Genomic DNA, 24,309 nt, shown 5'->3' on the forward strand with positions numbered 1-24,309 from the left:
GATCGTCCTGTGAATCCAACTATTCAGGCGGCCCTCGTGCGCGAGCGGCTCCACCCGCGCTCGCCCCGAACCGTCGCAGCTGCGCGCCAGTTCACACGTGACACCTTGCAGGCGTGGGGCGCCGTCGACCGCCTCGACGACATGTCGCTCTGTGTGAGCGAGCTCGCGACCAATGCCCTGCGGTACGGCGTCCCGCCCGGCCGCGGGTACCTGCTGCGGCTGTTCGGCTTCGAGGACGCGACCCTGCGCATCGAGGTGCACGACAGCGGGCCCGGGCTGTCCCGGATCACCGGGCGGCCGCACGGGCACGGCCTCACCCTCGTCGCCGCGCTCGCCGACGACTGGGGGGTGCTGGCGCGGACCCCCGGGAAGGTCGTCTGGTGCGAGTTCCGGACGGGGAGGGCGCACGGGGAGGGCGTCCCCCGTGCGCCCGGCCGCGTTACGCGGGCTGCTCCGGCATCGTCGCCGTGATCACCGCGAAGGGGGCGCCCTGCGGGTCGGCCAGAACGGCCATGCGGCCCGCCACCATGTCGAAGGCGGGGGCGAGGGCGGTGGCCCCGGCCCCCACGGCGGCGGCCTGGATCTCGTCGACGTTGTCGACGTGGAAGTACGGCAGCCAGTGCGGGGGAGTGCCGGGGGGAGCCTTGTCCAGGTTCATCATCCCGCCGACCGCGCGGCCGGCGGCCTTGAACTCCGTGTACCCCTCGGCGCCCGGCATCGTCGAGGCCGCGGTGGAGACCGGCAGGACGGCGGAGTAGAACGCGGCCGCGGCGGGGACGTCGCTCGTGCTGAGCTCGTTCCAGACGAGGGCCCCGTGCTCGTTGACGATGCCCGCGCCGTCGAAGGAGCCCGGCTCCCACAGGCCGACCACGGCGCCGGTCGGGTCGGCGACGACGGCCATCCGGCCGAGGTCCATGACGTCCATCGGGCCCATCAGGACCGTGCCGTGCGCGTCGGTGACGGACTTGATCGTGGGGTCGATGGCGTCGGTGGACAGGTACGTCGTCCACACGGTCGGCGGCATCGGGTCGGGGACGGTGCCGTCCGGGTTCATGGCCTTCATGATGCCGGCGACGGGCCGGCCCTTGAGGGTGCAGACGGAGTAACCGCCCTGCTCGGCGGGGCCGACCTCGCCCTGCCAGCCGAAGAGGCCGCAGTAGAAGTCGAGGGCGGCCTGCTGGTCGGGGGCCATCAGGTCGATCCAGCAGGGAGTGCCGGGCTTGTAGGGGCCGTTCATGTCGGGCACGGATGCCTCCGGTGGCGGATGCGGGGAAGGACGGGCCGTCCCCTACCCGGCCCGTACGGCCCGAATCGAGCCGTACGGGTGAACAGTTGGACCGCGCTGCCCGCTCCTACTGCCAGAAGATCTCCTCGACCACGATCTGCGGCTCGGCCACCCGGGGGAGGAACGTGAAACGGATCCAGCCGCGGAAGCCGTCGAAGTACGCGATGTGCGGGCCCCGGGGGACGGTGGACCGTGCGGGTTCCACGTCTTCCCCGCGGTACGGGGCGTGCGACGTGCGCAGCACGAAGAGGACTTCCCACAGCGCCTCGCGGGCAGCTTCGGGCAGACCGAGCCGGTACTTCTCGGCGTCCTGCGTACAGTCCACGGCCCACGGCGGCCCGGTGAACTCTTCGCTCACTCGCCGGGCTCCCGCTCGCGCAGCTCGTGGCGGATGCGAGAGGCCTCGTCGAGGAGTTTGCGGGCCGCTTCGGCGTCCGTGGCTTCGGCCGCCCGCTTTTCGAGATCGCTGACATGGCGGTCCAGCCCGGAGTCGCGTGCGAGGGCGTACTCGCCCCACCAGCGGGCCATGAACGCGGGCACCGGTGCGATGTCGTAGGCGTCGGCGATCTGCTGCCGCCAGGCGTTGTCGAAGTCGGGCAGCAGCGCCGGAGCGTGGGCGGCCATGGCGGCGCGCAACGCCTTCGGCGTGTACTCCGGCATCGGCGGCACGGACCCGCCGGGCTCAGGTGTCGCGGTCGTCATTTCCGGTTCCTCCTCGGATCGGACACGTCCACCCTAGCCGTCGGGGTCCGGCAGCGGCCGGGGAACGCGACGGCCCCCGGGGCGGATGCGCCGGGGGCCGTCGCGTGGAGCAGGCGAGGAGATCAGAGCTTCTCGGGGGTGCGGATGCCCAGGAGGGACATGCCCTTCGTCAGGGTGCGGGCCGTCAGGTCGCACAGGAAGAGGCGGTTCTCGCCGACGACGAGCTCCGGCTCCGGCTTCACGACCGGGCACTGCTCGTAGAACGTCGTGAACAGCGACGACAGCTGGTACAGGTACGCGGCCACCTTGTGCGGGGCGTGGTCCGCGGCCGCCTCGGCGATCAGCTCGCCGAAGTGGTCCAGGTGCAGGCCCAGCGCGCGCTCGGCCGGCGCCAGCTCCAGCTCCGGGTGCGCGACCGGCTTGCGGTCGCCGGCCCGGCGCAGGATCGACTTGATCCGGGCGTACGCGTACTGGAGGTACACCGAGGTGTCGCCGTTCAGCGAGACCATCTGGTCCAGGTCGAACTTGTAGTCGCGCGCCGCCGAGGTCGACAGGTCGGCGTACTTCACCGCGCCGATGCCGACGTACTGACCGTTCTCGACGATCTCCGCCTCGGTCAGGCCCACCTTCTCGGCCTTCTCGCGCACGACCGCCGTCGCCCGCTCCACGGCCTCGTCCAGCAGGTCCACCAGCCGGACCGTCTCGCCCTCACGGGTCTTGAACGGCTTGCCGTCCTTGCCGAGCACGGTGCCGAAGGCCAGCTGGACGGCCTTGACCCCGTCGTTCAGCCAGCCCGCCCGGCGCGCCGTCTCGAAGACCATCCTGAAGTGCAGGGACTGCCGCGCGTCGACCACGTAGATCAGCTCGGTCGCACCCAGCTCGGCGACCCGGTTGCGGATCGCCGACAGGTCGGTCGCCGCGTAGCCGAAGCCGCCGTCCGACTTCTGCACGATCAGCGGGGTCGGGTTGCCGTCCGGGCCCTTGACGTCGTCGAAGAACACGCAGAGCGCGCCGTTGGAGCGGACGGCGACGCCCGACTCCTCCAGGAGCTTGCAGGTCTCCACGAGCATGTCGTTGTACCCGGACTCGCCGACCACGTCGGGGTCCTGGATGTCCATGTCCAGCTTGTTGAAGACGGAGTAGAAGTAGATCTTCGACTCGTCGACGAACCGCTGCCACAGGGAGAGGGTCTCCGGGTCACCGGCCTGGAGGTCCACCACCCGGGCCCGGGCCCGCGTCTTGAACTCCTCGTCGGAGTCGAAGAGCGCGCGCGACGCCTTGTAGAGGCGGTTCAGGTTGGACATGGCCTCCTCGCCGGAGACCTCCGCGTCCGACTTGTGGTCCAGCTCGTGCGGGTGCTCCAGCAGGTACTGGATGAGCATGCCGAACTGGGTGCCCCAGTCGCCGATGTGGTGGCGACGGACCACCTTCTCGCCCGTGAACTCCAGGATCTCCACCATCGCCGCGCCGATCACGGCGGAGCGCAGGTGCCCGACGTGCATCTCCTTGGCGACGTTCGGCTGCGCGTAGTCGATCACCGTGGTGCCCGGGTTCGCCGCGAGCGGGACGCCGAGACGGTCGTCGCCGGCACGGGCGGCGAGGGTCTCGATGATCGCCCGGTCGGTGATGGTGATGTTGAGGAAGCCGGGGCCGGAGACCTCGATCTCCTGGATCAGGTCACCGGTCGGGATGCCCTCGACCACGGTCGTCGCCAGCTCGCGCGGGTTGGCCTTCGCCTTCTTCGCCAGCGCCAGGATGCCGTTGGCCTGGAAGTCGGCCCGGTCGCTTCGTCGCAGCAGCGGGTCCGCGGCACCGGCCTCCGGCAGGGCGGAGACGAGGGCGTCCGCGACGCGCTGATTGACGGAAGAAGCGAGGGAAGGGACCGAGGCCATGAGCTGCCGTTCCTGTGAGGTTGTGCCGGTGGGTGCACTTGGTTGTTCCGACAAGTGCCGAGTATCCCACGAGGGGGCTGCCCCTTTCCCGGGATAACCACGTCTGCCGAGCAACCCCGGAGCGTCCTGTTCCGTCTGGGAGAATGGCTGAAGCCAGCATTCGAGATAGAAGGACGTGTCGTGGCTCAGAGCAGCACCGAGACCGACTGGGTCTCCCGTTTCGCGGACGAGGTCATCGCCGAGGCGGAGCGCCGAGCACCCGGCAAACCTGTCGTCGTCGCGTCCGGACTCTCCCCCTCCGGCCCCATCCACCTGGGCAACCTCCGCGAGGTCATGACCCCCCACCTGGTCGCGGACGAGATCCGCCGCCGGGGCATCGAGGTCCGCCACCTGATCTCGTGGGACGACTACGACCGGTACCGGAAGGTGCCCGCGGGCGTGCCCGGCATCGACGAGTCGTGGGCCCAGCACATCGGCAAGCCGCTGACCTCGGTGCCCGCACCGGCCGGGTCCGCGCACCCGAACTGGGCCGAGCACTTCAAGGCCGTCTTCGTCGAGGCCATGGCCGAGATGGGCGTGGACTACGACCCCATCAGCCAGACCGAGCAGTACACCAGCGGCGTCTACCGCGAGCAGGTGCTGTTCGCGATGAAGCACCGCGGCGACATCGACGCCATCCTCGACCAGTACCGCACCAAGCAGAAGCCGGGCGGCAAGAAGCCCCAGCAGAAGCAGGTCGACGAGGCCGAGCTGGAGGCCGCCGAGGGCTCCGGCGCCGCCGCCGAGGACGACGGCAGCACCGGCGAGGGCGGCTACTTCCCGTACAAGCCGTACTGCGGCCAGTGCGGCAAGGACTTCACCAAGGTCACCTCGTACGACGACGAGACCACCGAGATGACCTACGTCTGCACCGAGGACGAGTTCACCGAGACGGTCAAGCTCAGCGAGTTCAACCGCGGCAAGCTCGTCTGGAAGGTCGACTGGCCCATGCGCTGGGCCTACGAGGGCGTGATCTTCGAGCCCTCCGGCGTCGACCACTCCTCGCCCGGCTCCTCCTTCCAGGTCGGCGGCCAGATCGTGCACATCTTCGGCGGCGAGCAGCCGATCGGACCGATGTACGCGTTCGTCGGCATCAGCGGCATGGCCAAGATGTCCTCCAGCAAGGGCGGGGTCCCCACCCCGGCCGACGCGCTGAAGATCATGGAGCCGCAGCTGCTGCGCTGGCTCTACGCCCGCCGCCGCCCCAACCAGTCCTTCAAGATCGCCTTCGACCAGGAGATCCAGCGGCTCTACGACGAGTGGGACAAGCTGGAGGCCAAGGTCGCCGACGGCTCCGTGCTGCCCGCCGACGCCGCCGCGCACACCCGCGCCGTACGCACCGCCGCCGCCGAGCTGCCGCGCACCCCGCGCCCGCTCCCGTACCGGACGCTCGCCTCCGTCGCCGACATCACCGCCGGCCACGACGAGCAGACCCTGCGCATCCTGACCGACCTCGACCCGACGCAGCCCCTCACCTCCCTCGACGAGGTACGGCCGCGCCTGGACCGCGCCGAGAACTGGATCACCACCCAGGTCCCGGCCGACCAGCGGACCCTCGTACGCGAGGAGGCCGACACCGAGCTGCTGTCGTCCCTGGACGACGAGGGCCGCGAATCGCTGCGGCTGCTCCTCGACGGCCTCGACTCGCACTGGTCGCTCGACGGGCTGACCACGCTCGTCTACGGCGTCCCGAAGGTCATGGCCGGGCTGGAGCCCGACGCCAAGCCGACGCCGGAACTCAAGGTCGCGCAGCGGACGTTCTTCGCCCTGCTGTACCGGCTCCTCGTGACCCGCGAGACCGGGCCGCGACTGCCCACGCTGCTGCTGGCAGTGGGCGCGGACCGCGTGCGCAAGCTGCTCGCCGTCTGAGCCCACCCGGGCTCGCAGGACATGCGGAAGGGCCCGCACCCCGAGGGGTGCGGGCCCTTCCGCATGTCCGCCGTCGCCCTCAGGCGATGTGCTCGGCCTCGCGGTCCTTGTGGTAACGCTGCTTGAACGCCGGGATCATCCGGCGGAGCAGGGAACCGCTGCGCGGGTGCGTCACGCCGTAACCGTCCGACAGGTGTATGTCGAGGGCCTCCGCCGACGGGTAGTCCTGCTTCTCGTCGACCAGCGCGCAGAACACCTTGTACGCCGCCTCGGCGAACTCGGCCTCGTCAGGGGTCTCGGGACCCTCCTGCGGGGCCTCCTCCTGACGCGGGGCCGGGATCGGCAGCTCCTGCTGCGCCGGCCGCTCCTCGTCCGGGCCCATCGGGGGCAGCACCGGGGTCGGCTCCAGCCCCTCCACGTACTGCGGGTTGTAGCCGCCCTCGTACGCCGCCTGCGGCGCCAGCGGCGCGGCGAACCACGCGCTGTTGTGGGCCGCGGGCATGGCCGTCGGGTCCACCGCGAAGGCCGGCGGGACGTGCTGCGCGGCACCGGGGACAACGGGAGCGCCGGGCGCGCCGGGCGGGATCTGCCCCTGCGACTGCAGCTGGGGCTGGACGGCCTGCGGGGCCTGCTGGGCGAGCTCGGGCGCGGCGGCCAGGGCCGGCGCCTGCTGCTGGTTCTGCTGCTGGTTCTGCTCCACCGGAGGCAGCACCGCCGGCTCGATGCCCGTCGCCGCCAGCGCGTCCGGAGTCGTCTCCGCGAGCGGCACACCGATCTTCGCCAGCTTCAGCGGCATCAGCGCCTCCACCGGAGCCTTCCGCCGCCAGGAACGCCCGTACCGCGCCTGCAGGCGCGCCTGGTAGATCAGCCGGTCCTGCTCCATCGTGACCGCCTGCTCGTAGGAGCGCAGCTCCCACAGCTTCATCCGGCGCCACAGCTTGAAGGTGGGTATCGGCGACAGCAGCCACCGCGTGATGCGCACACCCTCCATGTGCCGGTCCGCGGTGATGTCCGCGATCCGGCCCACCGCGTGCCGGGCGGCCTCCACCGTCACCACGAACAGCACCGGGATCACGGCGTGCATCCCGACACCCAGCGGATCCGGCCAGGAGGCCGCACCGTTGAACGCGATCGTCGCCGCCGTCAGCAGCCACGCCGTCTGGCGCAGCAGCGGGAAGGGGATCCGCATCCAGGTCAGCAGCAGGTCCAGGGCGAGCAGGACGCAGATGCCCGCGTCGATGCCGATCGGGAACACCAGCGAGAAGCTGCCGAACCCCTTCTGCAGGGCGAGCGCACGCACCGCGGAGTACGAGCCCGCGAACCCGATCCCGGCGATGATCACGGCTCCCGCGACGACGACGCCTATGAGTATCCGGTGCGTACGAGTCAGTTGCATCGCGGCCACCCGCGATCCCCTCCCCTTGTCGAGCACATACCGAGCGCAGAGTGCTGAGTGCTGGCGCCGGTGCGAGGCACTTACCGCGCCTTTACCGAGCTGCAGCAGGCACAGCGTACGGGTGACCGGATGTCAACGCCCAAGGGCCCCGCCCCGCGACCTCCCCTACTGGGGCTTCGGGGACTGCGGCGCCTCCGCCGGGGCCTTGTTCGCCGCGCCCACCGAGGCCACAGCCTCCTTGGCGGCCGCGACCGCGTCCTGGAGCAGCTTCGCGTGGTCCGGCGCACCGGCACCCTCGAGCCCCGCACCGTTGTAGTCGAGCGTGATCACCACGTTCTGGGTGCGCGCCACGACCGTCGTGTTGAAGTGGTCGTTGCCGTCCTTCTTCACCGTGTAGACGACCGACGTCCCCTGGTCGCCGGTCTCACCGACGGCCTCAGCCTTCGGGTCCTGCGCGCCCTCGGTGGTCTTCGCCACCTCCACCTGCTTGTTGAACTGCTCCTCGGCACGCTTGTTGGCGTCGCCGAGCGTGGCGTGCGAGTCGGAGCGGAAGAAGGAGAGCGAGAGCCAGCGGTACTGCGAGCCCTTCAGGCCGTCCTCGTCCAGGCCCGTCCAGTAGCAGCTGACGCGGGTGGCCGGGTCGTTCGACGGGGTCGCCGTACCGTTCTTGTCCTTCGCCTCCGGGACGAGCGTGTCTATCGTCGCCGTCTGGACCGCCTTGCAGGCGTCCGGGAGGGTGGCGAAGGCCGCCTTCTCCAGGGTCTTGGACGACTTCGGGTTGGGCTTGGCCGACGAGGACGAACCGGACTTCTTGTCGCCTTTCGCGCCCGAGTCCTTGCCCGAGTCGGACGAACACCCGGCGACGGTGAGGATCACCGGGACGGCTGCGCAGGCGAGAACGCGGGTGAGGCGCGAGGCTGATCGGTGCATGGTTCCTTCAGTGCGATTGTCGGTTGTTCTTCGGACGCGGGACCGGGCAACGGTAGCCCGACCGGGTGGCCCACTGCTGTGCGCGCCGTCACCCCCGGGCGTGGCGCGCACCACTCACTCGCTGAAACGCTCCGCCAGAGCCTGTGCCAACTGCCGTGCCTTGTCCTGGGTTTCGGTGCTCGGCGGGATCGTGCCGGGCAGCGCGGGCTGCACGCTGTACTCCATGCTGACGATGACGTTCGAGGTACGGAACACAATGCGCACGGTGCGGGACTGCGCGGCGCTGGCCCCGGCGGGGCTGAGCTTGTCCTCCAGGAACGCCTCGCTGCCGAGATCCTCCAGGACCCGGGACCCGAGCTCGACCGGGGCGGACGGGCCCCCGCCGGGGGACGACGGCGCGCCGGAGGCGGGTGCTCCGGAAGCGGGCGAACCCGAGGCGGCCGGAGCGGCGGGCGTCGGAGCCGCCGGGGTGGGAGCCGCCGGGGCGGGGCTCCCGGTGGGGCCGGGGAAGGGCAGGCGCGCGTCGGTGAGCCGGCGCACGTAGACCTGCTTGGCCTTCTCGTCGTCGCTGCTGACGGCCCGGTCGTACGAGACCACGCGCTCGAAGCGGACCGACAGCAGCCGGGTCTCCTCCGGGCTCTGCCCCGTCCAGCGGCAGCCGACGTGCCGGTCGCCGTCGTACGAGGTGTCCGCGACGCCCGCGTACATCTGGTCGCGCTGCTCCGGGGTGAGGCTGTCCCCTGCCGGGAGCATGCCCTTGAGCTTCTTGCTGTCGACACCGGCCTTGCAGGGCGCGGGCAGACTGCGGTACTTCCCCGGCTGGGCGGGCACGGCGGCGCTCCCGCCGGCCTTCGAATCGCTGGTGCTTCCGCCACCGCTCCCGTCGGTGCACCCGGTCAGGCCGGCCGCCCCTGCCGCGAGCGCGGTGAGCATCGCGATGCCTGGCAGGACTCGCCGCCGTACCGCCTTGCGCTGCACGTCCACTGGCTCCCTTCGACCGGCGGGCCCCCCGACGGTCAGGAAAATGCGTTGCCGCGACTCGGGCGCGGCTGGACACAATGTCTATCGCACACGCTGGTGCCGGCGCCGGTCCTCTGTCGTATTTGGGATCAAGAGCGAGGCTTTTGCGCTTTCCAACTTTTCCGTGGTTTTCGGGGGATTGATTCCTTATGTCGTACGTAGAGGTGCCCGGGGCGAAGGTCCCGATCAGGATGTGGACCGACCCGGCGTCGGTCGAGGACAGCGCGATGCAGCAGCTGCACAACGTCGCCACCCTCCCCTGGATCAAGGGCCTGGCCGTGATGCCGGACGTCCACTACGGCAAGGGCGCCACCGTCGGCTCGGTCATCGCCATGAAGGACGCGGTGTGTCCGGCGGCGGTGGGGGTGGACATCGGCTGCGGCATGTCGGCGGTGAAGACGTCCCTGACGGCCAATGACCTGCCGGGGGACCTGTCGGGTCTGCGGTCGAAGATCGAGCGGGCGATTCCGGTGGGGGCGGGGATGCACCGCGAGGCGGTGGACCCCTCGCGGCTGTACGGGTTCTCGGAGGCGGGTTTCGGGGACCTGTGGGAGCGCTTCGACTACGTCACGGATGCGGTGAAGTTCCGGCGGGACCGGGCGATGCGGCAAATGGGAACCCTCGGCCAAGGGAATCACTTTTGTGAGGTCTGCATTGATTCATCCGGTTCGGTGTGGCTCATGCTGCACTCGGGATCGCGGAACATCGGCAACGAGCTGGCGGCCTTCCATATCGGCGTGGCCCGGGGGCTTTCGCACAACGAAGGCCTCGTGGACCGGGACCTCGCGGTCTTCCTCGCGGCCACACCGGAGATGGACGCGTACCGCAACGACCTCTTCTGGGCGCAGGAGTACGCGAAGTACAACCGCGCCGTGATGATGAGCCTGTTCAAGGAGGTGTTCCGGAAGGAGTTCCGGAAGGCGAAGGTCTCCTTCGACCGGGAGATCAGCTGCCACCACAACTATGTGGCGGAGGAGCGGTACGACGGCATGGACCTGCTGGTCACGCGCAAGGGCGCGATCCGCGCCGGCAGCGGTGACTACGGGATCATCCCGGGCTCCATGGGCACGGGCTCGTACATCGTGAAGGGGCTCGGCAACGAGAAGTCCTTCAACTCGGCCTCGCACGGCGCGGGCCGGAAGATGAGCCGGACGGCGGCGAAGAAGCGGTTCTCGGCGCGGGATCTGGCGGAGCAGACCAAGGGCGTGGAGTGCCGCAAGGACTCGGGCGTCGTGGACGAGATCCCGGGTGCCTACAAGTCCATCGAGCAGGTCATCGACCAGCAGACCGACCTGGTGCAGGTCGTGGCCAAGCTCAAGCAGGTCATCTGCGTCAAGGGCTGAGGCCCGGGCGCGGATGTCGGGGGAGTGCGGGAGCCCGGACCGATGGTGATCGGTCCGGGCTCCCGCGCGTCTGCGATCAGGCCTCGTCGCCGTCGAGGAGGAGGTCCACCGGGAGCTCGACGGAGACTCCGATGGACGGGGGCAGGGGGATGGATTCGCCTCGCTTGTAGGTCCTGCGCAGGCGGTACGCGCCGTTGCGGGGGTCACGGCAGAGGACGGCCTCGTCGTGGTGGCGGTCGGCGATGACGTACACCGGAATGTCCGCCTTCGCGTAGCTGTCGACCTTGACGCCGATGTCGTCGGACCAGTTCGACGAGGTCACTTCGACGACCAGGCGGAAGACGTCGGCCGCGTAGCAGTTCTTCTGGACCTTGTGGTCGCGGAAGTCGGCCTCGACGAGGGCGAAATCCGGAATGGCGTAGTCGTCGGAGCCGGTCGGCAGCCAGAGACCGATCCCCTGGACGTATCTCAGCCCCGCGTTCCGGGCGCCGGCATCGTAGAACTTCTCGATCAGCCAGCTGAGCGACAGTGCGTGTGACCCGTCCGCGGGTGGTGTCACGGTGAGCCTTCCCTGGAGAATCTCCACTCGGTGTCCGGGAAGCTCCTTGGAGAGTCGATCGGCGGCCTCCGCGATCGTGGTCTCGTGCTGTATCACGGCCATAGCTTCCTCCTTCTCGCGGCTCACGCTTTCGGATCGTAGTCGCGCCCGCCGACATTTCGTACGCATTCACCCGTACGGGCCTCAGGGGCGCGGGTATCAACTTCCTTTTAGCGCAGGAGGGTTGACCGGCGACTTGGTCTAGACCAGGGTGTGCGGCATGTGGAGATCCCGCGCGCTTCTCGCCGCCCTCGCGTCGTTGTCGCTCGCCCTCGGGGCCGCCGGGTCCGCGCAGGCGAAGGTGGGGCTGCCGCCCGTCGTGTCGCGTGTGCCGACCGGTGAGAAGGTCGTCTTCATCACCATCGACGACGGCTGGAGCCATGATCCGGCGGCGGCGCGGATCCTGTTGGAGAAGCGGGTGCCCGCCGCGTTGTTCCTGTTGCCCGGGGCCACCTCGTACGACACCGGGTACTTCACCCGGCTCACGGAGGAAGGGCGCGTCGGCGTCGAGAACCACACGGTCAACCACCCCGACCTGACCACGCTCGACGCGGCCGGCAAGGACGCCGAGGTCTGCGGGGCCGGGGAGCAGCTGCAGGCCGCCTTCGGGCGGACGCCGAAGCTGCTGCGGCCGCCGTACGGGGCGGTGAACGACGAGGTGCGGCTCGCGGCCAAGGCGTGCGGGGTGAAGGCGCTGGTGACCTGGACGCACGATTTCACCACCTGGGAGCAGACCCCGCCGACGCCGCGGCTGCAGGCCGGGGACATCGTGCTGCTGCACTTCACGCCGACGCTGGCGGCGGACCTTCAGCGGGCCCTGGACGCGGCGAGGGCCGCCGGCCTGAAGCCGGCGGCCCTCATGCCGCACCTGAAGGCGGCCGGAGTTCTCCGGACCTAGAGCTCCCGGTGGACCTTGGTGTTGGAGGCCTGGGCGCGGGGGCGGACCACCAGGAGATCGATGTTGACGTGGCTGGGGCGGGTGACCGCCCAGGTGATGGTGTCGGCCACGTCGTCGGCGGAGAGGGGCTCCGCGACGCCCGCGTAGACCTTCTCCGCCTTCTCGGCGTCGCCGCGGAACCGGGTCTTCGCGAATTCCTCGGTCTTGACCATGCCCGGGGCGATCTCGATGACGCGCACGGGCTGGCCGACGATCTCCAGGCGCAGGGTCTCGGCGAGGACGCGGGCGCCGTTCTTGGCGGCGACGTAGCCGGCCCCGCCCTCGTACGTGGAGTGGCCCGCGGTGGAGGAGAGGACCACGACCGTGCCGTCGCCGGAGGCGGTGAGGGCGGGGAGCAGGGCCTGGGTGACGTGGAGCGTGCCGATGACGTTGACCTCGTACATCGTGCGCCAGTCGGCGGGGTCGCCGGTGGCGACAGGCTCGGCTCCGATGGCTCCGCCGGCGTTGTTCACGAGTACGTCGCAGCGGTCCAGGGAGGCGGCGAAGGCGTCGACGGCGGGACGGTCGGTTACGTCGAGGGCGTGGGCGGTGGCCCGGTGGCCGGCCGCGGTGATCTCGGCGGCGAGGGCCTCGATGCGGTCCTTGCGGCGGGCGGTGAGGACGACGTGGTAGCCGGCGGCGGCGAGCTGCCGGGCGGTGGCCGCGCCGATGCCGCTGCTCGCGCCGGTGACTACGGCGGTTCGGGTGGCGGCCGTGCTCATGTGCGGGCTCCTCGGTCGTTCGTACGGGCGATTACCCGCCAGCATAGGCGCGGCTCGGCGGCCGCGCGGGGCGTACATGATCAGGGCCGTTCCGGCGGGGCGGGCGAGGGCCCGGCGATGTCCCAGCGGCAGATGGGGGTGGGCGCGCCCTCGTTCGTGTGATGGTCCGATCGGTCGGGGGTGCCGGTGGCTAGCCTCCGCGCGAGGAGGTGGTGTCGGTGCGCCGTGGTGCCGTACGAAGTGTGGTGGTGGCGGGTTTGCTGGCGCTCGGTGCGGGTGTCCCCGGGTCGGCCCAGGCATCGGTCCTGCCGTCGGTCCGGGCGTCGGTGGCGGACGAGCCGGAGGCCGATGTGGCCTACCACGGCCGGGTGGTCCTGGCCGGGGCGCGGCTGCGGATCTGGATGGTCCCGGAGAACAACGGGCCCGCCGCGCTGCCGAACGCGACGGTGCGGGTGCGGCTGTCGGCCGAGCTCGCGGACCGGCAGGATCTGGCGGGTGGCTGCGCGCGGGCGGGCGTGCGCGAGGTGGTGTGCGAGACGGGACCGCTGCCGCTGCACGGGCGGGGCCGGCACATCGGGCTGCTGCTGGAGCTGCGGGAGCCGTCGCCGGAGGTGGTGGTGCGGGTGGACACGTGGTGGAACGGCGGTGCCACGGACCGGAACCACGCCAACAACGAGCACGTGGTGCTGGCGCTGGACACCGGCGACGCGTACGCCTTCTAGGCCGGGGCGCGCCCCTGGGCAGGGGCGCGTCTTCCGGGTCTAAGCCGTGCCGAACTCCACCAGGGCCTCGTCGACGATCCGCTCCAGGCGGGCGTGATGGGCGCCGCGCCAGTAGACGCGCTCGCACTCGGCGCACTGTGCGAAGACGTCGTAGGAGCGGTGCGTGCCCTGTTCCAGGCGCTCGCCGACGCTCTCCTTGTCGGCCTCGCGGAGCGGGCCGTTGCAGGCGGTGCAGCGGGTCCACGGTGCGAGGGCGGGTGCGAACCGGCCCAGTACGTCGCGCAGTTGCTCGTCGGGGTTGTCGCTGTAGACGTAGGCGCCGGCGAACAGCTCGCGGCGGCGCAGCAGTCCGCGGTCGCGGGAGAGCAGGACGCGCTGCTCGGCGGCGGAGCGGGTGGCGAGGGCGGGGTCGCCGATGTCCTCGTTCTCGTAGGCGGCGTCGACGCCGAGCAGGCGCAGGCGGCGGGCGAGGGTGCCGAGGTGGACGTCGAGGAGGAAGCGGAGCGGGGCGCCGGGGACCTGCTGGGGCCGTTCGACCCCGAGCACCTCGACGTTCTGGCCGTCCTGGGGCACGTAGGAGACGGGTACCTCGTGGCCGTCGACGAGGAGGCGGCCGACCTCGGTGAGCGGGACGCCGGCCGATTCGACGACGTGGCCGAGGCTGGAGGCGCCGTCGGTCGCGGTCGGTACGCGTTCGGCGCGCCGGCTGGGCGGGGCGAAGAGGCGCAGTTCGGGGGCGAGGGTGAGCTGAATGCCGGGTCCGTTCACCCTGTCAGCATGCCATTGCCGGGGAGCGGGTCGCGCCGGATTTACGAGGTCGCGGTGGTCCGGTCGTAGGTGTCGCGATGGGCGTTGACCTCGTCGAAGTGGTTCTCGGCCCACAGTTTCACGGAGGACAGGAGGCAGCCGAGGCTGCTGCCGAGGTCGGTGAGGCGGTAGTCGACGCGGACGGGGACGGTGGGGGTGACGGTGCGGGTGACGAGGCCGTCGCGTTCGAGGGAGCGCAGGGTCTGGGTGAGCATTTTCTGGCTCACGCCGGGGATCTTGCGGCCCAGGTCGCTGTAGCGCATGGTGCGGTCCTCGGCCTGGCCGAGGGCGCTGACGATGAGGCCGACCCACTTGTCGCTGATGCGGGCCAGGAGCTGGCCGGTGGGGCATTCCCTGAGGAAGGCGTCGTAGGCGGAACGGGCTTCCTCGCGACGGGCCGCGGCGGTGCTGGTGGCCATGGGTGCCCCACTTCCGGGTCGGGTACGCACCTTGGAGTGCGTACTTACGAAAAGAGAGTACCTCTCCCTAGGTTAGTGCTCGTCAGGAACGAGGGAACGCGTGAACGACCACGCGATCCGGCGAACAGGGGAGATCGAGATGACTGAGCAGACGATGCAGGCGGCCGTGGTGACCGGGTTCGGCGGCCCGGAACAGGTCGTCCTGGCCGAGGTCCCGCTGCCGCGCCCCGCAGCCGGCCAGGTCCGCGTCCGGGTCACCGCCGCCGGGCTCAACCCGGTGGACGGCGCGGTCCGCGCCGGGGTCTTCGGCGGCGCCGGACAGCGGCTCGGCCTCGGCTGGGACGTGTCCGGGGAGATCGACGAGGTCGGCGCCGGCGTGACCGGCCGGAGCGCCGGGGACCGGGTCGTGGGGCTGCACTACGGGACGGTGAAGCCGCTGGGCACGCACGCGCAGTACGTGGTGCTCGACGCCACCGCCGTGGCGGCCGCGCCGGCCACCGTGGACGCCGTGGCCGCGGCCGGGCTCCCGCTCGCCGCCCTCACCGCCGCCCGCGCGGTGGACCAGCTGGGGCTCGCCCCCGGCAACTCGGTGCTGATCACCGGCGCCGCGGGCGTCGTCGGCGGCCTGGCCGTCCAGCTCGCCGCGCGAGCCGGCCTGGTGGTGACGGCCCTGGCGGGCGCGGAGGACGAGGAGCTCGTACGGTCCCTGGGCGCGACCGGGTTCGTCCCGCGCGGCTCGGCTGCGGCCGGCCCGGTGGACGGGGTCCTGGACGCGGCCGTGCTGGGCGCGGAGGCGCTGGGGGCCGTACGCGACGGCGGGGTCTACGTCGGCCTGATCCCGCACCACGCCCCGGCCGCGGAGCGCGGCGTCCGGGTGGTGGAACAGGAGGTGGCGGCGGACGGGGAGCACCTGGCCCGTCTGGTGGCCCTGGTCGACGCGGGCGCGCTCACCCTGCGGGTCGCGGAGACCTTCCCGCTCGCGGAGGCCGCCAGGGCCCACGAACGGCTCGCCGCCCCGGGGGTCCGCGGCCGCATCATCCTGACGCCGTGACCGCCGCGTCCGGGCCCTGCGGCCGCCCCACCCGGTAGCGCCAGTCGCAGCTCGGGTGGGGCACCCCGGGCGGGTACTCGAAGTCGACGTCGCCGAGGTACTCGAACCCGGCCCGCCGGCAGACCGCGTTGGACGCCGGGTGGTCGGTGCCCGGGAAGGCGTGGACGCTGTCGCGGGAGCCGTGGGCGCGGACGTACGCCAGGAGTTCGGCCAGCGCCGCCACGGCCAGCCCGTGGCCCTGGAACTCGGGCAGGATGCCCCAGCCGGCCTCGTAGACCGGCTCGCCCCGCCACTCCCGCTCCCAGAAGCCGACGGACCCGACGCTGCGGGCGGCCCCGTCCCCGGCCCCGTCCCCGGCAGGGTCTACGGAAGGGTCCCCGGCGGGTGTCCACACCACGCGGAACATCCGGCCGGCGGCCGGCTCCCGCGCGCTCAGGGCCTCGTAGCGCCGCTGCCGGTCGACGAGCTTGGCGGCCGGCTCGGGGCCGCCCAGGAACTCGGTCATGGCCTGTTCGTTCTTGCGCTCCAGCAGCCAGAAGTCCCCCGCGGACCAGGGTTCCAGTCGTACGTGCGTCTCCATCCGGACACGCTACTGCGGTGCGGTGCGGTGCGGTCACGCTCGGGGCCGTCAGCTCCGCTGGAAGAACTCCACCTCCGCCAGGGCGAGATGGCGGTCCGGCGCGGCCCCGGCGGGCATGTCCAGGGTCAGCCGGACCGTCGTTGCGTCACTGATACCGGTGGGGAAGGTCTGGGGACCGGGCTTGTCGCTCAGCGTGAGCCTCCTGTGGACCTTGCGGCCGTCCCCGGCCGTCACCTCCATGTCGATCTGGAGCGCCCGCGCCTGCCGGGCGTACTCCTCGGGCGAGGTCGAGGCGCCGTTGGTGATGATCACGTCGACCAGGCGGAAAGGCTTGGCGAAGGTGTACGTCGCCGAGGCGCCGGGGGCGGGCGCGCCCCAGTAGCGGTTGCTGAGCCCGTCCGTGCTGTCGCCCACCGGATGTCCGGGCACCTCGGCGCTCGACTCGACGCGGGCGGCGGTCACCGCCTTGGCCTTGCCGAGCTTGTCGCGGGTGTCCTCGATCAGGTGGCGGCCGGCCGGCAGCAGCAGGAAGGCGCCCGCGCAGAGGGCCAGTACGACGGCCAGGACCACCAGGAAGCGCGTCGTCCGGCCCGAGCCCGCGCGGGTGCGGCGGCGGAACGGCCACACGGTCCGCCACCACGGCAGGGGTGCCGGTGCGGTGGTGGGCGTCAGCGGAGCCGCGCAGCGGCGGCAGAACCGGCGCTCCGGCGGGTTGGGCGTGGCGCAGGCGGGGCAGGGCGCGCCGGACACGTCGTCGCTCACGGCGGCGGTACGCACGACCGGGCGCGGGGCGACGGCCTTCGCGGGCCGGACGGGCTGCGGGGAGGCGGGTATCGGCGCGGGTGTGGATGCCTGCGGCGCGACGGCCCGGGGGGCGGCGGGGGGCCGTGCCGGGATCACCGGGTGCGGGGCCCCCGTCCCGGAGGGCGCGGGCGGTGCCGGTTCCGTGCCCGGGGACACGGAGGGTGCGGGCGGGGCGGATCCGTCCCGCGGCTCCGCGGCGGGCTGCTGCTCCGCGGAGGGCGCGTGCGGGACGGGCCGCCTGCGCTGCCAGGGCCGCCGTTCCGCGGCCGCGGGCCCGGAAGGCGCGGGCGGGTCCGGCGGCGTACCCGGGGGCGCGGCGGGGCCGGCGGGCGCGGCCGGGTCCGCCGCCGCCGGACCGGCGGGGCGGGACTCCGGCGCGGAGGCCGTGGACGGGGGCGACCCGGCAGCGGTGGGCGACGAAGGGGCCGATCCGGCAGTGGTGGGCCTGGCAGGGGCCGTTCCGGGAGCGGTGGGTGCAGGACGGGCCGATCCGGCGGCGGTGGTGGCAGGAGGGGGCGATCCGGGAGTGGACTGAGCGGAAGAAGTGGACCCGGCCGGGCCGGCCGGCTCGGTTGGGGGGTCCGGCGGGGCGGGGGTGGGGTGGGGCTCGGCCGCCCCCGGGACGTCGGCCGGCGGGGCGGCCGAGGTCCGGGAGGGGGCGGAGCCCGACCAGCCCAGGTAGGCACCGCAGTTGCCGCAGAAGTCGTCCGTCACGCCGTTGGACGACCCGCACACGGGACACGCACGCACCGTTGTCACTTCCCTTCGTCCGCGGGAGGCCCGGGCAGGATCTCGACCCGGCAGACCGTGTGGACGGGGCACAGGGTGCGCACGAGCGCGCGGACCCGGTCCGCGTCCACCGCCTCCCCGCCCTGCGGCCACACCCGGACGAGGACCTCGCCGGCCGGAGCGGCGGGCAGCTCGCCGCCGGCCGTACGGGACCAGACGGCCCCGCCGTCGCCGCTGACCTCGGCGGACACGCCCAGCACCAGGCGCAGGGCCTCGGTCAGGCCGCGCCGGGTGCCGCGCAGGCGGTGCAGTTCCACCGCCCGCGCCACCGCCTCGCGCCGCAGTCCGGTGGGCCACCGGGGGTCGTCGACGGCGCCCACCCAGGAGGCCAGCCAGGGCAGGAAGTCGGCCGCCGGAGCCAGCCGGGGGTCGAAGTAGGAGGGCAGGTTGTCGAGGGTCGTGAACACCGGGGCGAGGACGGTGTCCAGCCCGGCCGTGAACCGCTGGGCGAAGTCGTCGTCGGCGTACAGCGCGGGCAGTTGCTCGCCGATCGGATGCCGGCTGGGCAGGCCGGGGACGGCGGCCCGGCTCATCCGTGCACCCCCGGCTCCCGGTCCGGCTCCGTCACGACCACCTGGTGCTGGTAGGAGAAGACGAGTGCGCCCGCTCCGATGTCGATGCGGTCGACGGGGGCTCCGCGCCGCCCGGTGATCGGGTCGGCGGCGAACATCCGGATCTCCTCCACCAGGACTTCCCCGACGGCGCGTTGGAGTACGCCGAACACCTCGCCGTACTGGACGGGCCGCCCGAACGGCCAGCCGGCGCCGTCGGGCCCGCCGTGCAGGGGGTTGAGGTGGCGGAACAGCGCGGCGAGCGCCGCCTCGCGCACCCGGTCGGCGTCCGCGGCGGGTGCCGACAGCCGTGCGACGACGGTGACGCCCTGGTAGACGGGCGGCTCCACGACGACGCGCGTGCCGATCAGCCGCCGTTCGTCGAGGGCAGCGGTGATCGCTTCGAGTACCTGGTCGGAGGGGATCAGCTGCTCGAAGCGGAGCCGGTCGCCCTCGTCGGCCACCGCGTCCGGCACCACCAGGACGCGTACCGCGCCCGCGGCGGCCGCTCCGCCCGCCGTGCCGGTGGCGGGCAGGCAGCGGACCCGGAGTACCGAGGGCGCCGCCCGGCGGGCGATGATCTCGTGGTCCTCGGCGGTCACCGCGCGTTCCTGCATGCGCAGGGCTTCCGGCGCCCGCAGTCTGGCGTTGTCGATCGTCTCCCCGGCGACGCCGCCCCGCGCCGCCTCCCGGTTGGTGACGCGGGCGACGTAGGGGACGGAGCTGCGCAGTACGGAGATCGCGCCGCGCGAGACGTTGCCCGCGGGGCCGCCGCCGGTGCGGTAGCGGGCCACGCGGATCCGGGAGCCCTTGGGCGGCACGGCCCCGCAGGACCGCAGGGTGCCGTCGGCCTCGCGGAGCACCGGCGGGAAGGCGAACTCGCCGGTGGTGGCGTTCACGCGGACGTGCCGGTCGTCGGGGCCCGAGCGGCCGAAGTGCTCGACCACCTCCCAGCGCTGCCATCCGTCGGCGGAGGACACCTCCACCGACGGCGGTTCCCCGTCGAGCAGCACGGGCGGGCGGCCGAGCCGGAAGGTCTGCCCGGCCACCCCCTCCGAGGTGCCGAGCGGTACGTCGCTCACCCGCTCGGCGTGCTCCACGGTCATGGTGCCGCCGACGGTGAAGACGGCGGCCTCGCGCACGGTCGGGGACTCCGAGTAGAACGGCTGGCCGGGCTCGGGTTCGGTGACCCGGCAGCGCAGCCATCCCGCGCGGGTGCCGCTCAGCAGTGAGGCGGTGTGCCCGGCCGGTACGTACACGATGATCTCGCCGGGCCGGTTGAGACCGCCGGTGCTGTCGGAGTTGGTCTCGCAACGCTGCCACCGGCCGCCGTCCCACGCCTCCCACACGAGCGGGGGCTGGCGCGGGTCGACGCCGACGCCCTCGACGCGGCTGTCGAGACGGACCGCGACCACGCAGCGCGGTACGGCCGTCGGCAGGCCGAACAGCAGAGCGTCGCCGGGCTCGGGCGTCGCCGCGAAGCAGGGGATGTCGCGGCCCTCGGCGAGCGCGCCGGTCCGGTCGGTCATGTCACCGGTGCGGGGCGCGGTGACCAGGCGCGTCAACTCGCTGGGCACGATGCGCAGATCGCCGGTGGTGGCGAACACCACGGCCTCCTCGCTCTCCCCGGTGGCGGTCGTGACCTCGGTGCCGGCGGGCAGCGTGACCGTGTCGGGCTGCGGGGCGGACAGCCAGAAGTCGATGTCGGCGGCGGCGGCCGAGGGCGGGTACAGCTGGATGTCCAGCAGGTCCAGGAAGGCCAGGTAGTTCTTCTCCGGGACCCGGTTCAGCCGGTAGAGCAGCTGGTCCACGAGGTAGGCGAACGTCTCGATCAGGGTGACGCCCGGGTCGGAGACGTTGTGGTCGGTCCACTCCGGCGCGCGCTGCTGCACGTACCGCTTCGCCTCGTCGACGAGTTGCTGGAACCGCCGGTCGTCCAGGTTGGGGGAGGGCAGGGCCATCAGTCCGCGACCATTTCCTCGGCCCCCTCCTCGGAGGGGATCGTGTAGAAGGGGAAGACCAGGTTGCGCCGGTCGTTGGTGGTGCGCACCGTGTAGTGCACATCGATGTAGAGGGTGCCGGCGTCCACGGCGTCGAAGGCCACGACGACCTCGTCCACCGCGATGCGGGGCTCCCAGCGCTCCAGGGCCTCGCGCACCTGCTGGGCGACCCGCCCGGCGGTGTCGCCGTCGCCGGGGGCGAAGACGTACTCGTGGATGCCGCAGCCGAATTCGGGCCGCATCGGCCGCTCGCCCGGAGCGGTGCCCAGGATCAGCCGGATGGCCTCCTCCAGCTCCCGTTCCCGCTCGACCATGGCGATGCCGCCGGTCGGCCCGACGCGCAGGGGGAAGGCCCAGCCGCGCCCGATGAACCGTTCGCTCATCACACGCCGCCGATCAGGACGTTCATGGCGCCGGTGAGGACCATCGCGCCGCAGGCGGTCTGGTCGCGGGCCCGTGCGGCGGGCAGCCCGCCGATGAGGACCGCGCCGGCGGCGAGGGCTGCGGGGTTGGGCATGATCACGTTGGCCGGTCCCGTCGCCGCGTGCGGCGGGACCGGGCAGACGTGCAGGCTGCCCACGACGGCGGCGGGCTGTCCGCCGATCAGCACCGTCGCGACCGCCGCGGCGGCGCCGGGCGGCGGCGTGGCGATCCGGCCGGCGTGGTTGGTGGGGTCACCGGTACGGGCTGCGGCTGGCATCGGGGCTCCTGGGCGAGGGGGAAAGGGTCGTGGTGGGCAGGCGTGGTGGGCGGGCGTGGTGGACGGGCCGTGGGGGCCTCAGTTGATCCGGATGAGCCGGGCCTTGAGGACGGCGAGCAGGCCGCCGTTGACGGTGACGTCCGCCGTCCCGGACACCTTCACCGAGCGGCCGCCGATGCTGACCCCGGCGGTGCCGTCGATGTCCACCTGACGGCCGGAGACCTTCACGGTGCCCCGGCCGGCGTCCAGGGTGATGCCGGCCCTGTCCAGGACGACGGAGGTCAGCGGACGCTTGGGCCCCGCGTACACGGTGAGCTCGATACGGTCCCGGCGGTCGTCCATGCGTACTTCCAGCCGCTCGTCCCCGGTCACCAGCCGCAGCCCGGAGGGTCCCGGCGCCGCCGCGTCCAGCAGCTCCACACGGTGCCCCGAACGCGACACCACGGAGCGGCGGTTGACCTTTCCGCTGGTCCTGTCGATCAGCGGGACGTCGTGCGGGGAGGGCTGGTCCACACCGTTGTAGAGCCCGCCGATGACGTACGGGCTGTCGAGCAGGCCCTGTTCGAACCCCACGAGCACCTCGTCGTTGACCTCGGGGCTCACCACACCGCCGCCGCCCTTGCCGCCCCACTGGACGGTGCGCACCCAGTCGGTGACGTACGTGTCGTCCAGCCAGGGGAACTTCAGTCGGACCGCGCCTCGTTCGGAGCCGTTCGGCTCGCGCACGTCCGTCACCACGCCGATCGCGAGCCCCGGGATGCGCGGGCCGCGCCCCGGCGCGTTGGCGCCGGTCACCAGGCCGGCCAGGGAGCGGTCCGGGCTGGAGCTGACCCACACGGTGGTGCGGTAGCCGCCGTGCGGCTCCAGGACGTGCTGCACGGCCGTCGCCGTGTACCGGCCGGAGAAAGCCTGCCCCACGTTGCCGAGGGCCACCGCCTTGCCGGCCCGCAGTAGCGGGTTCCCCTCGGCCACCGCCTCCAGCTCGCCGAAACCGGAGCCGATCCGGTCCGCCGTCGCCTTCGCGACCGCCGTGGTCTCGGCCTGCGTACGGTACGGAGTGTCGGTGACGGCCACGGCCGACTTCCCGAAGCGGGTGGCGAGTGACGGGCTGAGGCCCGGCACCACCGTGTCGCTCACCACCGACGGCTGCTCGGCGACCAGCGGCCGTTTGGTGGTCACGTCCCAGCCGCGCACCTGCACGGTCGAGGAGCCGTCGGCGGCCGACAGCGCGGCCCGCAGGGCGAGCAGGTTCCTCCCGTACTCCAGGACCATCGGATCGCGCACGGCCGACGTCGACGGGGCGGGAGCCCCGGACGCCTTCACGGGCCGGGTGAACTGCAGCAGCCCCTGGTCGTCGACGCGCACCTGCGCGCCGCTCTCGCCCGCGAGGTACTGCAGGAAGTCCCAGTCGGAGACGTTCGCCTGGGACAGCTGCTTGTACGTGACCGGCGCCGCCTCCACCTTCCCGACGGCCAGGCCCGCTCCGGCGGCCACCTTGCGGACGATCGCCGCGGCCGTCATGTTCCGGTACGCCACGACCCTGCGGCCGCGCTGGAGACGGTGCGCCTTGGAGTAGGCGCGGACGACGGTGAACGAGCCGGTGCGGTCCCGGTCGATCTCCAGGGCCGTGACCTCGCCGTTGAACAGCCGCTCCCGCGCCTGGCCCTTCACGGTCGCCACCGACACCCGCAGCGGGGAGCCGATGGTGATGCCGGTGGCGCGCAGGAACTCGTGGTCGGGGTCGCGGTAGGTGAGCACCGCCGTGTCCGGCAGCCCCACGTTCTCGTCGACCACGCAGCTCACCAGCTGGGCCGCCCAGATCTGCGGCAGTTCGCCCGGGGACTCCACGATCGGGTCGGCCGCGAACGACCGGCCGCCGGGTTCGGTTCCGCTCACCGCTGCTCCTCCTCGCCGTGCCGGTCCTGTGTGCCGGGCACCACGATCTCGGTGCCGGGGACGAGGGCCATCGGGTCGTCTATGCCGTTGGCCTCCGCGATGGCCCGCCAGGCCGTCGCGTCGCCGTATTCGCGCCAGGCGAGCATCGCCAGGCTGTCGCCCGCCACCACGATGTGCGTGCTGCGGGCGGTCCGTGAGCCTGAGGTCGGGTTCTGGCCCGGCGGGTCGACACTCGCCTCCTCGATGGACAGCGAGCAGGTGGCGCGCAGCGGTTTGCCGTCCACGTCGAAGAGCGTGTACGACACCGAGAGGTTCGACAGGACCCCGTCGAACGAAGTCGTCCGCGCGCTGCCCCACTCGAAGCGCACCCAGGGGCTCGCCGGCTTCTTGCGGCCGAGGCTGGCCGGGGTCGGCACACACGCCTTCATCAGCTTTTCCACGGCCTGTTCGACCGAGTTGTCGTGGGTGGCGGTCGCGTCGAGGAACACCTCCAGGCTCAGGGTGCGCGGACCGCTGCCCACGAACTCGGGCAGCGCCGACTGGCCGGCCATCCGGGAGGGGGAGCGCCGCCACTCGGTGGTCTTGCCCAGCTGCAGGGTCGACGGGTTGAACTGGAGGTCGAGCTTCGCGATCACCCCGCCCGGCTTGGCCCCGACCGAAGCAGGGGGTTCCTTGAGGGTGAGCTGGGCCCTGGCGCGGCTGGCGCGTGCCGATGAGGCCATGGCGTGGATCCCTTCGGGGGCGGGCGATCGGGGGGCGGCGGGGGCAGCGGGGCAGTGAGGCGGCGCGCGGCGGGTGGTCAGGAGGGCAGCAGCCCCTGGTGCGCGATCTCCAACGTCTCCACCGCCGCGGCGGAGTTGGCGGGGTCGAAGGACGGCCCCTGCCACCGGACCGGGACGATCCCGAACACCTGCCAGCTGATGATCCGGCTCAGATCGGGCCGCAGCGCCACGATCTCCCCGTCCTTGGGCTCGACCCGCCGCAGCGTCTCGTCCAGCCAGCGGCCGATCTTTGCCGTGTCCGTGGTGACGGGCCGGGTGAGGGTGATGTTCGACCAGGTCACGCGGCCCGGCAGCTGCCAGGTGAAGCCGTTGTTGCCGCCCTCCGCGTAGGTCTCCATTTCGACCTCGGCGCCCATGCCGGAGCAGGTGTGGAAGGCGCCCAGGTCGTTGCCGCCGATCGCCAGCCTGAAGAACACGCTGGTGGCGAAGATGTTGTCCGTCATCGGTCCGTCGTCCGTTTCTCGTTCGTACGCGT

At 72.4% G+C, this 24,309-nt stretch carries 27 protein-coding genes; 7 read left to right on the forward strand and 20 right to left on the reverse strand.

Going from position 1 to position 24,309, the window contains the following annotated elements; all coding sequences use genetic code 11:
- Nucleotides 1–9 precede the first annotated feature (9 nt).
- On the forward strand, nucleotides 10–471 hold the full coding sequence (locus tag OG753_RS24410) for an ATP-binding protein (protein WP_405790129.1): 462 nt from the start codon (nucleotides 10–12) through the stop codon (nucleotides 469–471).
- Here OG753_RS24410 and OG753_RS24415 read toward each other — a convergent pair.
- The 4 genes from OG753_RS24415 to argS form a co-directional block, all read right to left on the reverse strand.
- Nucleotides 440–1,237, reverse strand: coding sequence for a VOC family protein (locus OG753_RS24415; RefSeq protein WP_327266885.1), 798 nt, complete (start codon nucleotides 1,235–1,237; stop codon nucleotides 440–442). The genes OG753_RS24410 and OG753_RS24415 overlap by 32 nt on opposite strands.
- 115 nt (nucleotides 1,238–1,352) lie before the next feature.
- The gene (locus OG753_RS24420) at nucleotides 1,353–1,643 is read right to left on the reverse strand and encodes a hypothetical protein (protein ID WP_405790130.1); all 291 of its coding nucleotides are present in this window, start codon (nucleotides 1,641–1,643) and stop codon (nucleotides 1,353–1,355) included.
- A complete protein-coding gene (locus tag OG753_RS24425) occupies nucleotides 1,640–1,987 on the reverse strand; it encodes a DUF6247 family protein (protein ID WP_405790131.1) in 348 nt (115 codons plus the stop codon). Before OG753_RS24425 ends, OG753_RS24420 begins: the two co-directional genes overlap by 4 nt.
- Before the next feature lie 122 nt (nucleotides 1,988–2,109).
- Nucleotides 2,110–3,879 (reverse strand): arginine--tRNA ligase, encoded by a 1,770-nt coding sequence (argS, locus tag OG753_RS24430; protein ID WP_327263823.1) that lies wholly within the window; start codon nucleotides 3,877–3,879, stop codon nucleotides 2,110–2,112.
- A 180-nt stretch (nucleotides 3,880–4,059) separates the two neighbouring features.
- Between argS and lysS the strand changes: the two genes are divergently transcribed.
- A complete protein-coding gene (lysS, locus tag OG753_RS24435; RefSeq protein WP_327263824.1) occupies nucleotides 4,060–5,787 on the forward strand; it encodes a lysine--tRNA ligase in 1,728 nt (575 codons plus the stop codon).
- A 79-nt stretch (nucleotides 5,788–5,866) separates the two neighbouring features.
- Here the strand turns inward: lysS and OG753_RS24440 are convergent, their stop codons facing one another.
- The 3 genes from OG753_RS24440 to OG753_RS24450 all read right to left on the reverse strand — a co-directional run bounded on the left by OG753_RS24440 (nucleotide 5,867) and on the right by OG753_RS24450 (nucleotide 9,091).
- Complete coding sequence (locus OG753_RS24440) at nucleotides 5,867–7,183, reverse strand: DUF2637 domain-containing protein (RefSeq protein ID WP_327263825.1); 1,317 nt, start codon at nucleotides 7,181–7,183, stop codon at nucleotides 5,867–5,869.
- A 165-nt stretch (nucleotides 7,184–7,348) separates the two neighbouring features.
- Nucleotides 7,349–8,113: a DUF3558 domain-containing protein gene (locus tag OG753_RS24445; protein WP_327263826.1), complete on the reverse strand. Its 765-nt coding sequence runs from the start codon at nucleotides 8,111–8,113 to the stop codon at nucleotides 7,349–7,351.
- A gap of 114 nt (nucleotides 8,114–8,227) precedes the next feature.
- Entirely contained in the window at nucleotides 8,228–9,091 is an 864-nt protein-coding gene (locus OG753_RS24450; RefSeq protein WP_327263827.1) for a DUF3558 domain-containing protein, read from the reverse strand.
- Nucleotides 9,092–9,282: 191 nt separating this feature from the next.
- Here OG753_RS24450 and OG753_RS24455 point away from each other — a divergent pair, with 191 nt between their 5' ends.
- Nucleotides 9,283–10,476 carry an RtcB family protein gene (locus tag OG753_RS24455; RefSeq protein ID WP_405790133.1) on the forward strand — a complete coding sequence of 398 codons (1,194 nt, stop codon included), beginning with the start codon at nucleotides 9,283–9,285 and terminating at the stop codon, nucleotides 10,474–10,476.
- 76 nt (nucleotides 10,477–10,552) lie between these two features.
- Here the strand turns inward: OG753_RS24455 and OG753_RS24460 are convergent, their stop codons facing one another.
- The gene (locus OG753_RS24460) at nucleotides 10,553–11,137 is read right to left on the reverse strand and encodes a Uma2 family endonuclease (RefSeq protein ID WP_405790135.1); all 585 of its coding nucleotides are present in this window, start codon (nucleotides 11,135–11,137) and stop codon (nucleotides 10,553–10,555) included.
- A 157-nt stretch (nucleotides 11,138–11,294) separates the two neighbouring features.
- Between OG753_RS24460 and OG753_RS24465 the strand changes: the two genes are divergently transcribed.
- A complete protein-coding gene (locus OG753_RS24465) occupies nucleotides 11,295–11,972 on the forward strand; it encodes a polysaccharide deacetylase family protein (protein ID WP_405790137.1) in 678 nt (225 codons plus the stop codon).
- Here OG753_RS24465 and OG753_RS24470 read toward each other — a convergent pair.
- A complete protein-coding gene (locus OG753_RS24470) occupies nucleotides 11,969–12,733 on the reverse strand; it encodes an SDR family oxidoreductase (RefSeq protein WP_327263831.1) in 765 nt (254 codons plus the stop codon). The two genes, OG753_RS24465 and OG753_RS24470, sit on opposite strands and share 4 nt — an antisense overlap.
- A 248-nt stretch (nucleotides 12,734–12,981) precedes the next feature.
- Here OG753_RS24470 and OG753_RS24475 point away from each other — a divergent pair, with 248 nt between their 5' ends.
- Nucleotides 12,982–13,455, forward strand: coding sequence for a hypothetical protein (locus OG753_RS24475; protein ID WP_405790139.1), 474 nt, complete (start codon nucleotides 12,982–12,984; stop codon nucleotides 13,453–13,455).
- A 39-nt stretch (nucleotides 13,456–13,494) separates the two neighbouring features.
- Here OG753_RS24475 and OG753_RS24480 read toward each other — a convergent pair whose 3' ends face one another.
- Together OG753_RS24480 and OG753_RS24485 are read right to left on the reverse strand one after the other, a co-directional pair.
- Entirely contained in the window at nucleotides 13,495–14,223 is a 729-nt protein-coding gene (locus OG753_RS24480) for a Mut7-C RNAse domain-containing protein (RefSeq protein ID WP_327263833.1), read from the reverse strand.
- Nucleotides 14,224–14,264: 41 nt separating this feature from the next.
- Entirely contained in the window at nucleotides 14,265–14,681 is a 417-nt protein-coding gene (locus OG753_RS24485) for a helix-turn-helix domain-containing protein (protein WP_327263834.1), read from the reverse strand.
- Between the two features lie 154 nt (nucleotides 14,682–14,835).
- On the opposite strand from OG753_RS24485, the gene OG753_RS24490 reads away from it, so the two are divergent.
- Nucleotides 14,836–15,732 (forward strand): NADP-dependent oxidoreductase, encoded by an 897-nt coding sequence (locus OG753_RS24490; protein WP_327266886.1) that lies wholly within the window; start codon nucleotides 14,836–14,838, stop codon nucleotides 15,730–15,732.
- Here the strand turns inward: OG753_RS24490 and OG753_RS24495 are convergent.
- Together OG753_RS24495 and OG753_RS24500 are read right to left on the reverse strand one after the other, a co-directional pair.
- Nucleotides 15,716–16,312 (reverse strand): GNAT family N-acetyltransferase, encoded by a 597-nt coding sequence (locus OG753_RS24495; RefSeq protein ID WP_405790142.1) that lies wholly within the window; start codon nucleotides 16,310–16,312, stop codon nucleotides 15,716–15,718. The genes OG753_RS24490 and OG753_RS24495 overlap by 17 nt on opposite strands.
- A gap of 48 nt (nucleotides 16,313–16,360) precedes the next feature.
- Nucleotides 16,361–17,074 (reverse strand): NADase-type glycan-binding domain-containing protein, encoded by a 714-nt coding sequence (locus tag OG753_RS24500; RefSeq protein ID WP_405790144.1) that lies wholly within the window; start codon nucleotides 17,072–17,074, stop codon nucleotides 16,361–16,363.
- A 184-nt stretch (nucleotides 17,075–17,258) separates the two neighbouring features.
- Between OG753_RS24500 and OG753_RS24505 the strand changes: the two genes are divergently transcribed.
- Nucleotides 17,259–17,651, forward strand: coding sequence for a hypothetical protein (locus OG753_RS24505; protein ID WP_405790145.1), 393 nt, complete (start codon nucleotides 17,259–17,261; stop codon nucleotides 17,649–17,651).
- A gap of 220 nt (nucleotides 17,652–17,871) precedes the next feature.
- Here OG753_RS24505 and OG753_RS24510 read toward each other — a convergent pair whose 3' ends face one another.
- The 7 genes from OG753_RS24510 to OG753_RS24540 all read right to left on the reverse strand — a co-directional run bounded on the left by OG753_RS24510 (nucleotide 17,872) and on the right by OG753_RS24540 (nucleotide 24,277).
- Nucleotides 17,872–18,438, reverse strand: a complete 567-nt coding sequence (locus OG753_RS24510) for a phage tail protein (protein WP_327263838.1) — start codon at nucleotides 18,436–18,438, stop codon at nucleotides 17,872–17,874.
- Nucleotides 18,435–20,417: a putative baseplate assembly protein gene (locus OG753_RS24515; protein WP_405790146.1), complete on the reverse strand. Its 1,983-nt coding sequence runs from the start codon at nucleotides 20,415–20,417 to the stop codon at nucleotides 18,435–18,437. Before OG753_RS24515 ends, OG753_RS24510 begins: the two co-directional genes overlap by 4 nt.
- Nucleotides 20,417–20,839, reverse strand: a complete 423-nt coding sequence (locus OG753_RS24520) for a GPW/gp25 family protein (protein ID WP_327263840.1) — start codon at nucleotides 20,837–20,839, stop codon at nucleotides 20,417–20,419. Before OG753_RS24520 ends, OG753_RS24515 begins: the two co-directional genes overlap by 1 nt.
- Nucleotides 20,839–21,156: a PAAR domain-containing protein gene (locus tag OG753_RS24525; RefSeq protein ID WP_327263841.1), complete on the reverse strand. Its 318-nt coding sequence runs from the start codon at nucleotides 21,154–21,156 to the stop codon at nucleotides 20,839–20,841. Before OG753_RS24525 ends, OG753_RS24520 begins: the two co-directional genes overlap by 1 nt.
- A gap of 78 nt (nucleotides 21,157–21,234) precedes the next feature.
- The gene (locus OG753_RS24530; RefSeq protein WP_405790149.1) at nucleotides 21,235–23,052 is read right to left on the reverse strand and encodes a VgrG-related protein; all 1,818 of its coding nucleotides are present in this window, start codon (nucleotides 23,050–23,052) and stop codon (nucleotides 21,235–21,237) included.
- A complete protein-coding gene (locus OG753_RS24535) occupies nucleotides 23,049–23,774 on the reverse strand; it encodes a LysM peptidoglycan-binding domain-containing protein (RefSeq protein ID WP_327263843.1) in 726 nt (241 codons plus the stop codon). The genes OG753_RS24530 and OG753_RS24535 overlap by 4 nt, the downstream gene beginning before the upstream one ends.
- Before the next feature lie 77 nt (nucleotides 23,775–23,851).
- Nucleotides 23,852–24,277, reverse strand: a complete 426-nt coding sequence (locus OG753_RS24540) for a phage tail protein (protein ID WP_327266887.1) — start codon at nucleotides 24,275–24,277, stop codon at nucleotides 23,852–23,854.
- Nucleotides 24,278–24,309: the final 32 nt, after the last annotated feature.

The sequence above is a fragment of the Streptomyces sp. NBC_00029 genome (assembly GCF_045160505.1).
GTDB lineage: Bacteria > Actinomycetota > Actinomycetes > Streptomycetales > Streptomycetaceae > Streptomyces.

Excerpts from the sequence above, each read along its gene's own strand:
- OG753_RS24415 (WP_327266885.1), bottom strand. The coding sequence starts at position 1,237 with ATGAACGGCCCCTACAAGCCCGGCACTCCCTGCTGGATCGACCTGATG.
- OG753_RS24425 (WP_405790131.1), bottom strand. The coding sequence starts at position 1,987 with ATGACGACCGCGACACCTGAGCCCGGCGGGTCCGTGCCGCCGATGCCG.
- argS (WP_327263823.1), bottom strand. The coding sequence starts at position 3,879 with ATGGCCTCGGTCCCTTCCCTCGCTTCTTCCGTCAATCAGCGCGTCGCG.
- OG753_RS24440 (WP_327263825.1), bottom strand. The coding sequence starts at position 7,183 with ATGCAACTGACTCGTACGCACCGGATACTCATAGGCGTCGTCGTCGCG.
- OG753_RS24445 (WP_327263826.1), bottom strand. The coding sequence starts at position 8,113 with ATGCACCGATCAGCCTCGCGCCTCACCCGCGTTCTCGCCTGCGCAGCC.
- OG753_RS24455 (WP_405790133.1), top strand. The coding sequence starts at position 9,283 with ATGTCGTACGTAGAGGTGCCCGGGGCGAAGGTCCCGATCAGGATGTGG.
- OG753_RS24460 (WP_405790135.1), bottom strand. The coding sequence starts at position 11,137 with ATGGCCGTGATACAGCACGAGACCACGATCGCGGAGGCCGCCGATCGA.
- OG753_RS24465 (WP_405790137.1), top strand. The coding sequence starts at position 11,295 with ATGTGGAGATCCCGCGCGCTTCTCGCCGCCCTCGCGTCGTTGTCGCTC.
- OG753_RS24470 (WP_327263831.1), bottom strand. The coding sequence starts at position 12,733 with ATGAGCACGGCCGCCACCCGAACCGCCGTAGTCACCGGCGCGAGCAGC.
- OG753_RS24485 (WP_327263834.1), bottom strand. The coding sequence starts at position 14,681 with ATGGCCACCAGCACCGCCGCGGCCCGTCGCGAGGAAGCCCGTTCCGCC.
- OG753_RS24490 (WP_327266886.1), top strand. The coding sequence starts at position 14,836 with ATGCAGGCGGCCGTGGTGACCGGGTTCGGCGGCCCGGAACAGGTCGTC.
- OG753_RS24495 (WP_405790142.1), bottom strand. The coding sequence starts at position 16,312 with ATGGAGACGCACGTACGACTGGAACCCTGGTCCGCGGGGGACTTCTGG.
- OG753_RS24510 (WP_327263838.1), bottom strand. The coding sequence starts at position 18,438 with ATGAGCCGGGCCGCCGTCCCCGGCCTGCCCAGCCGGCATCCGATCGGC.
- OG753_RS24515 (WP_405790146.1), bottom strand. The coding sequence starts at position 20,417 with ATGGCCCTGCCCTCCCCCAACCTGGACGACCGGCGGTTCCAGCAACTC.
- OG753_RS24520 (WP_327263840.1), bottom strand. The coding sequence starts at position 20,839 with ATGAGCGAACGGTTCATCGGGCGCGGCTGGGCCTTCCCCCTGCGCGTC.
- OG753_RS24525 (WP_327263841.1), bottom strand. The coding sequence starts at position 21,156 with ATGCCAGCCGCAGCCCGTACCGGTGACCCCACCAACCACGCCGGCCGG.
- OG753_RS24535 (WP_327263843.1), bottom strand. The coding sequence starts at position 23,774 with ATGGCCTCATCGGCACGCGCCAGCCGCGCCAGGGCCCAGCTCACCCTC.
- OG753_RS24540 (WP_327266887.1), bottom strand. The coding sequence starts at position 24,277 with ATGACGGACAACATCTTCGCCACCAGCGTGTTCTTCAGGCTGGCGATC.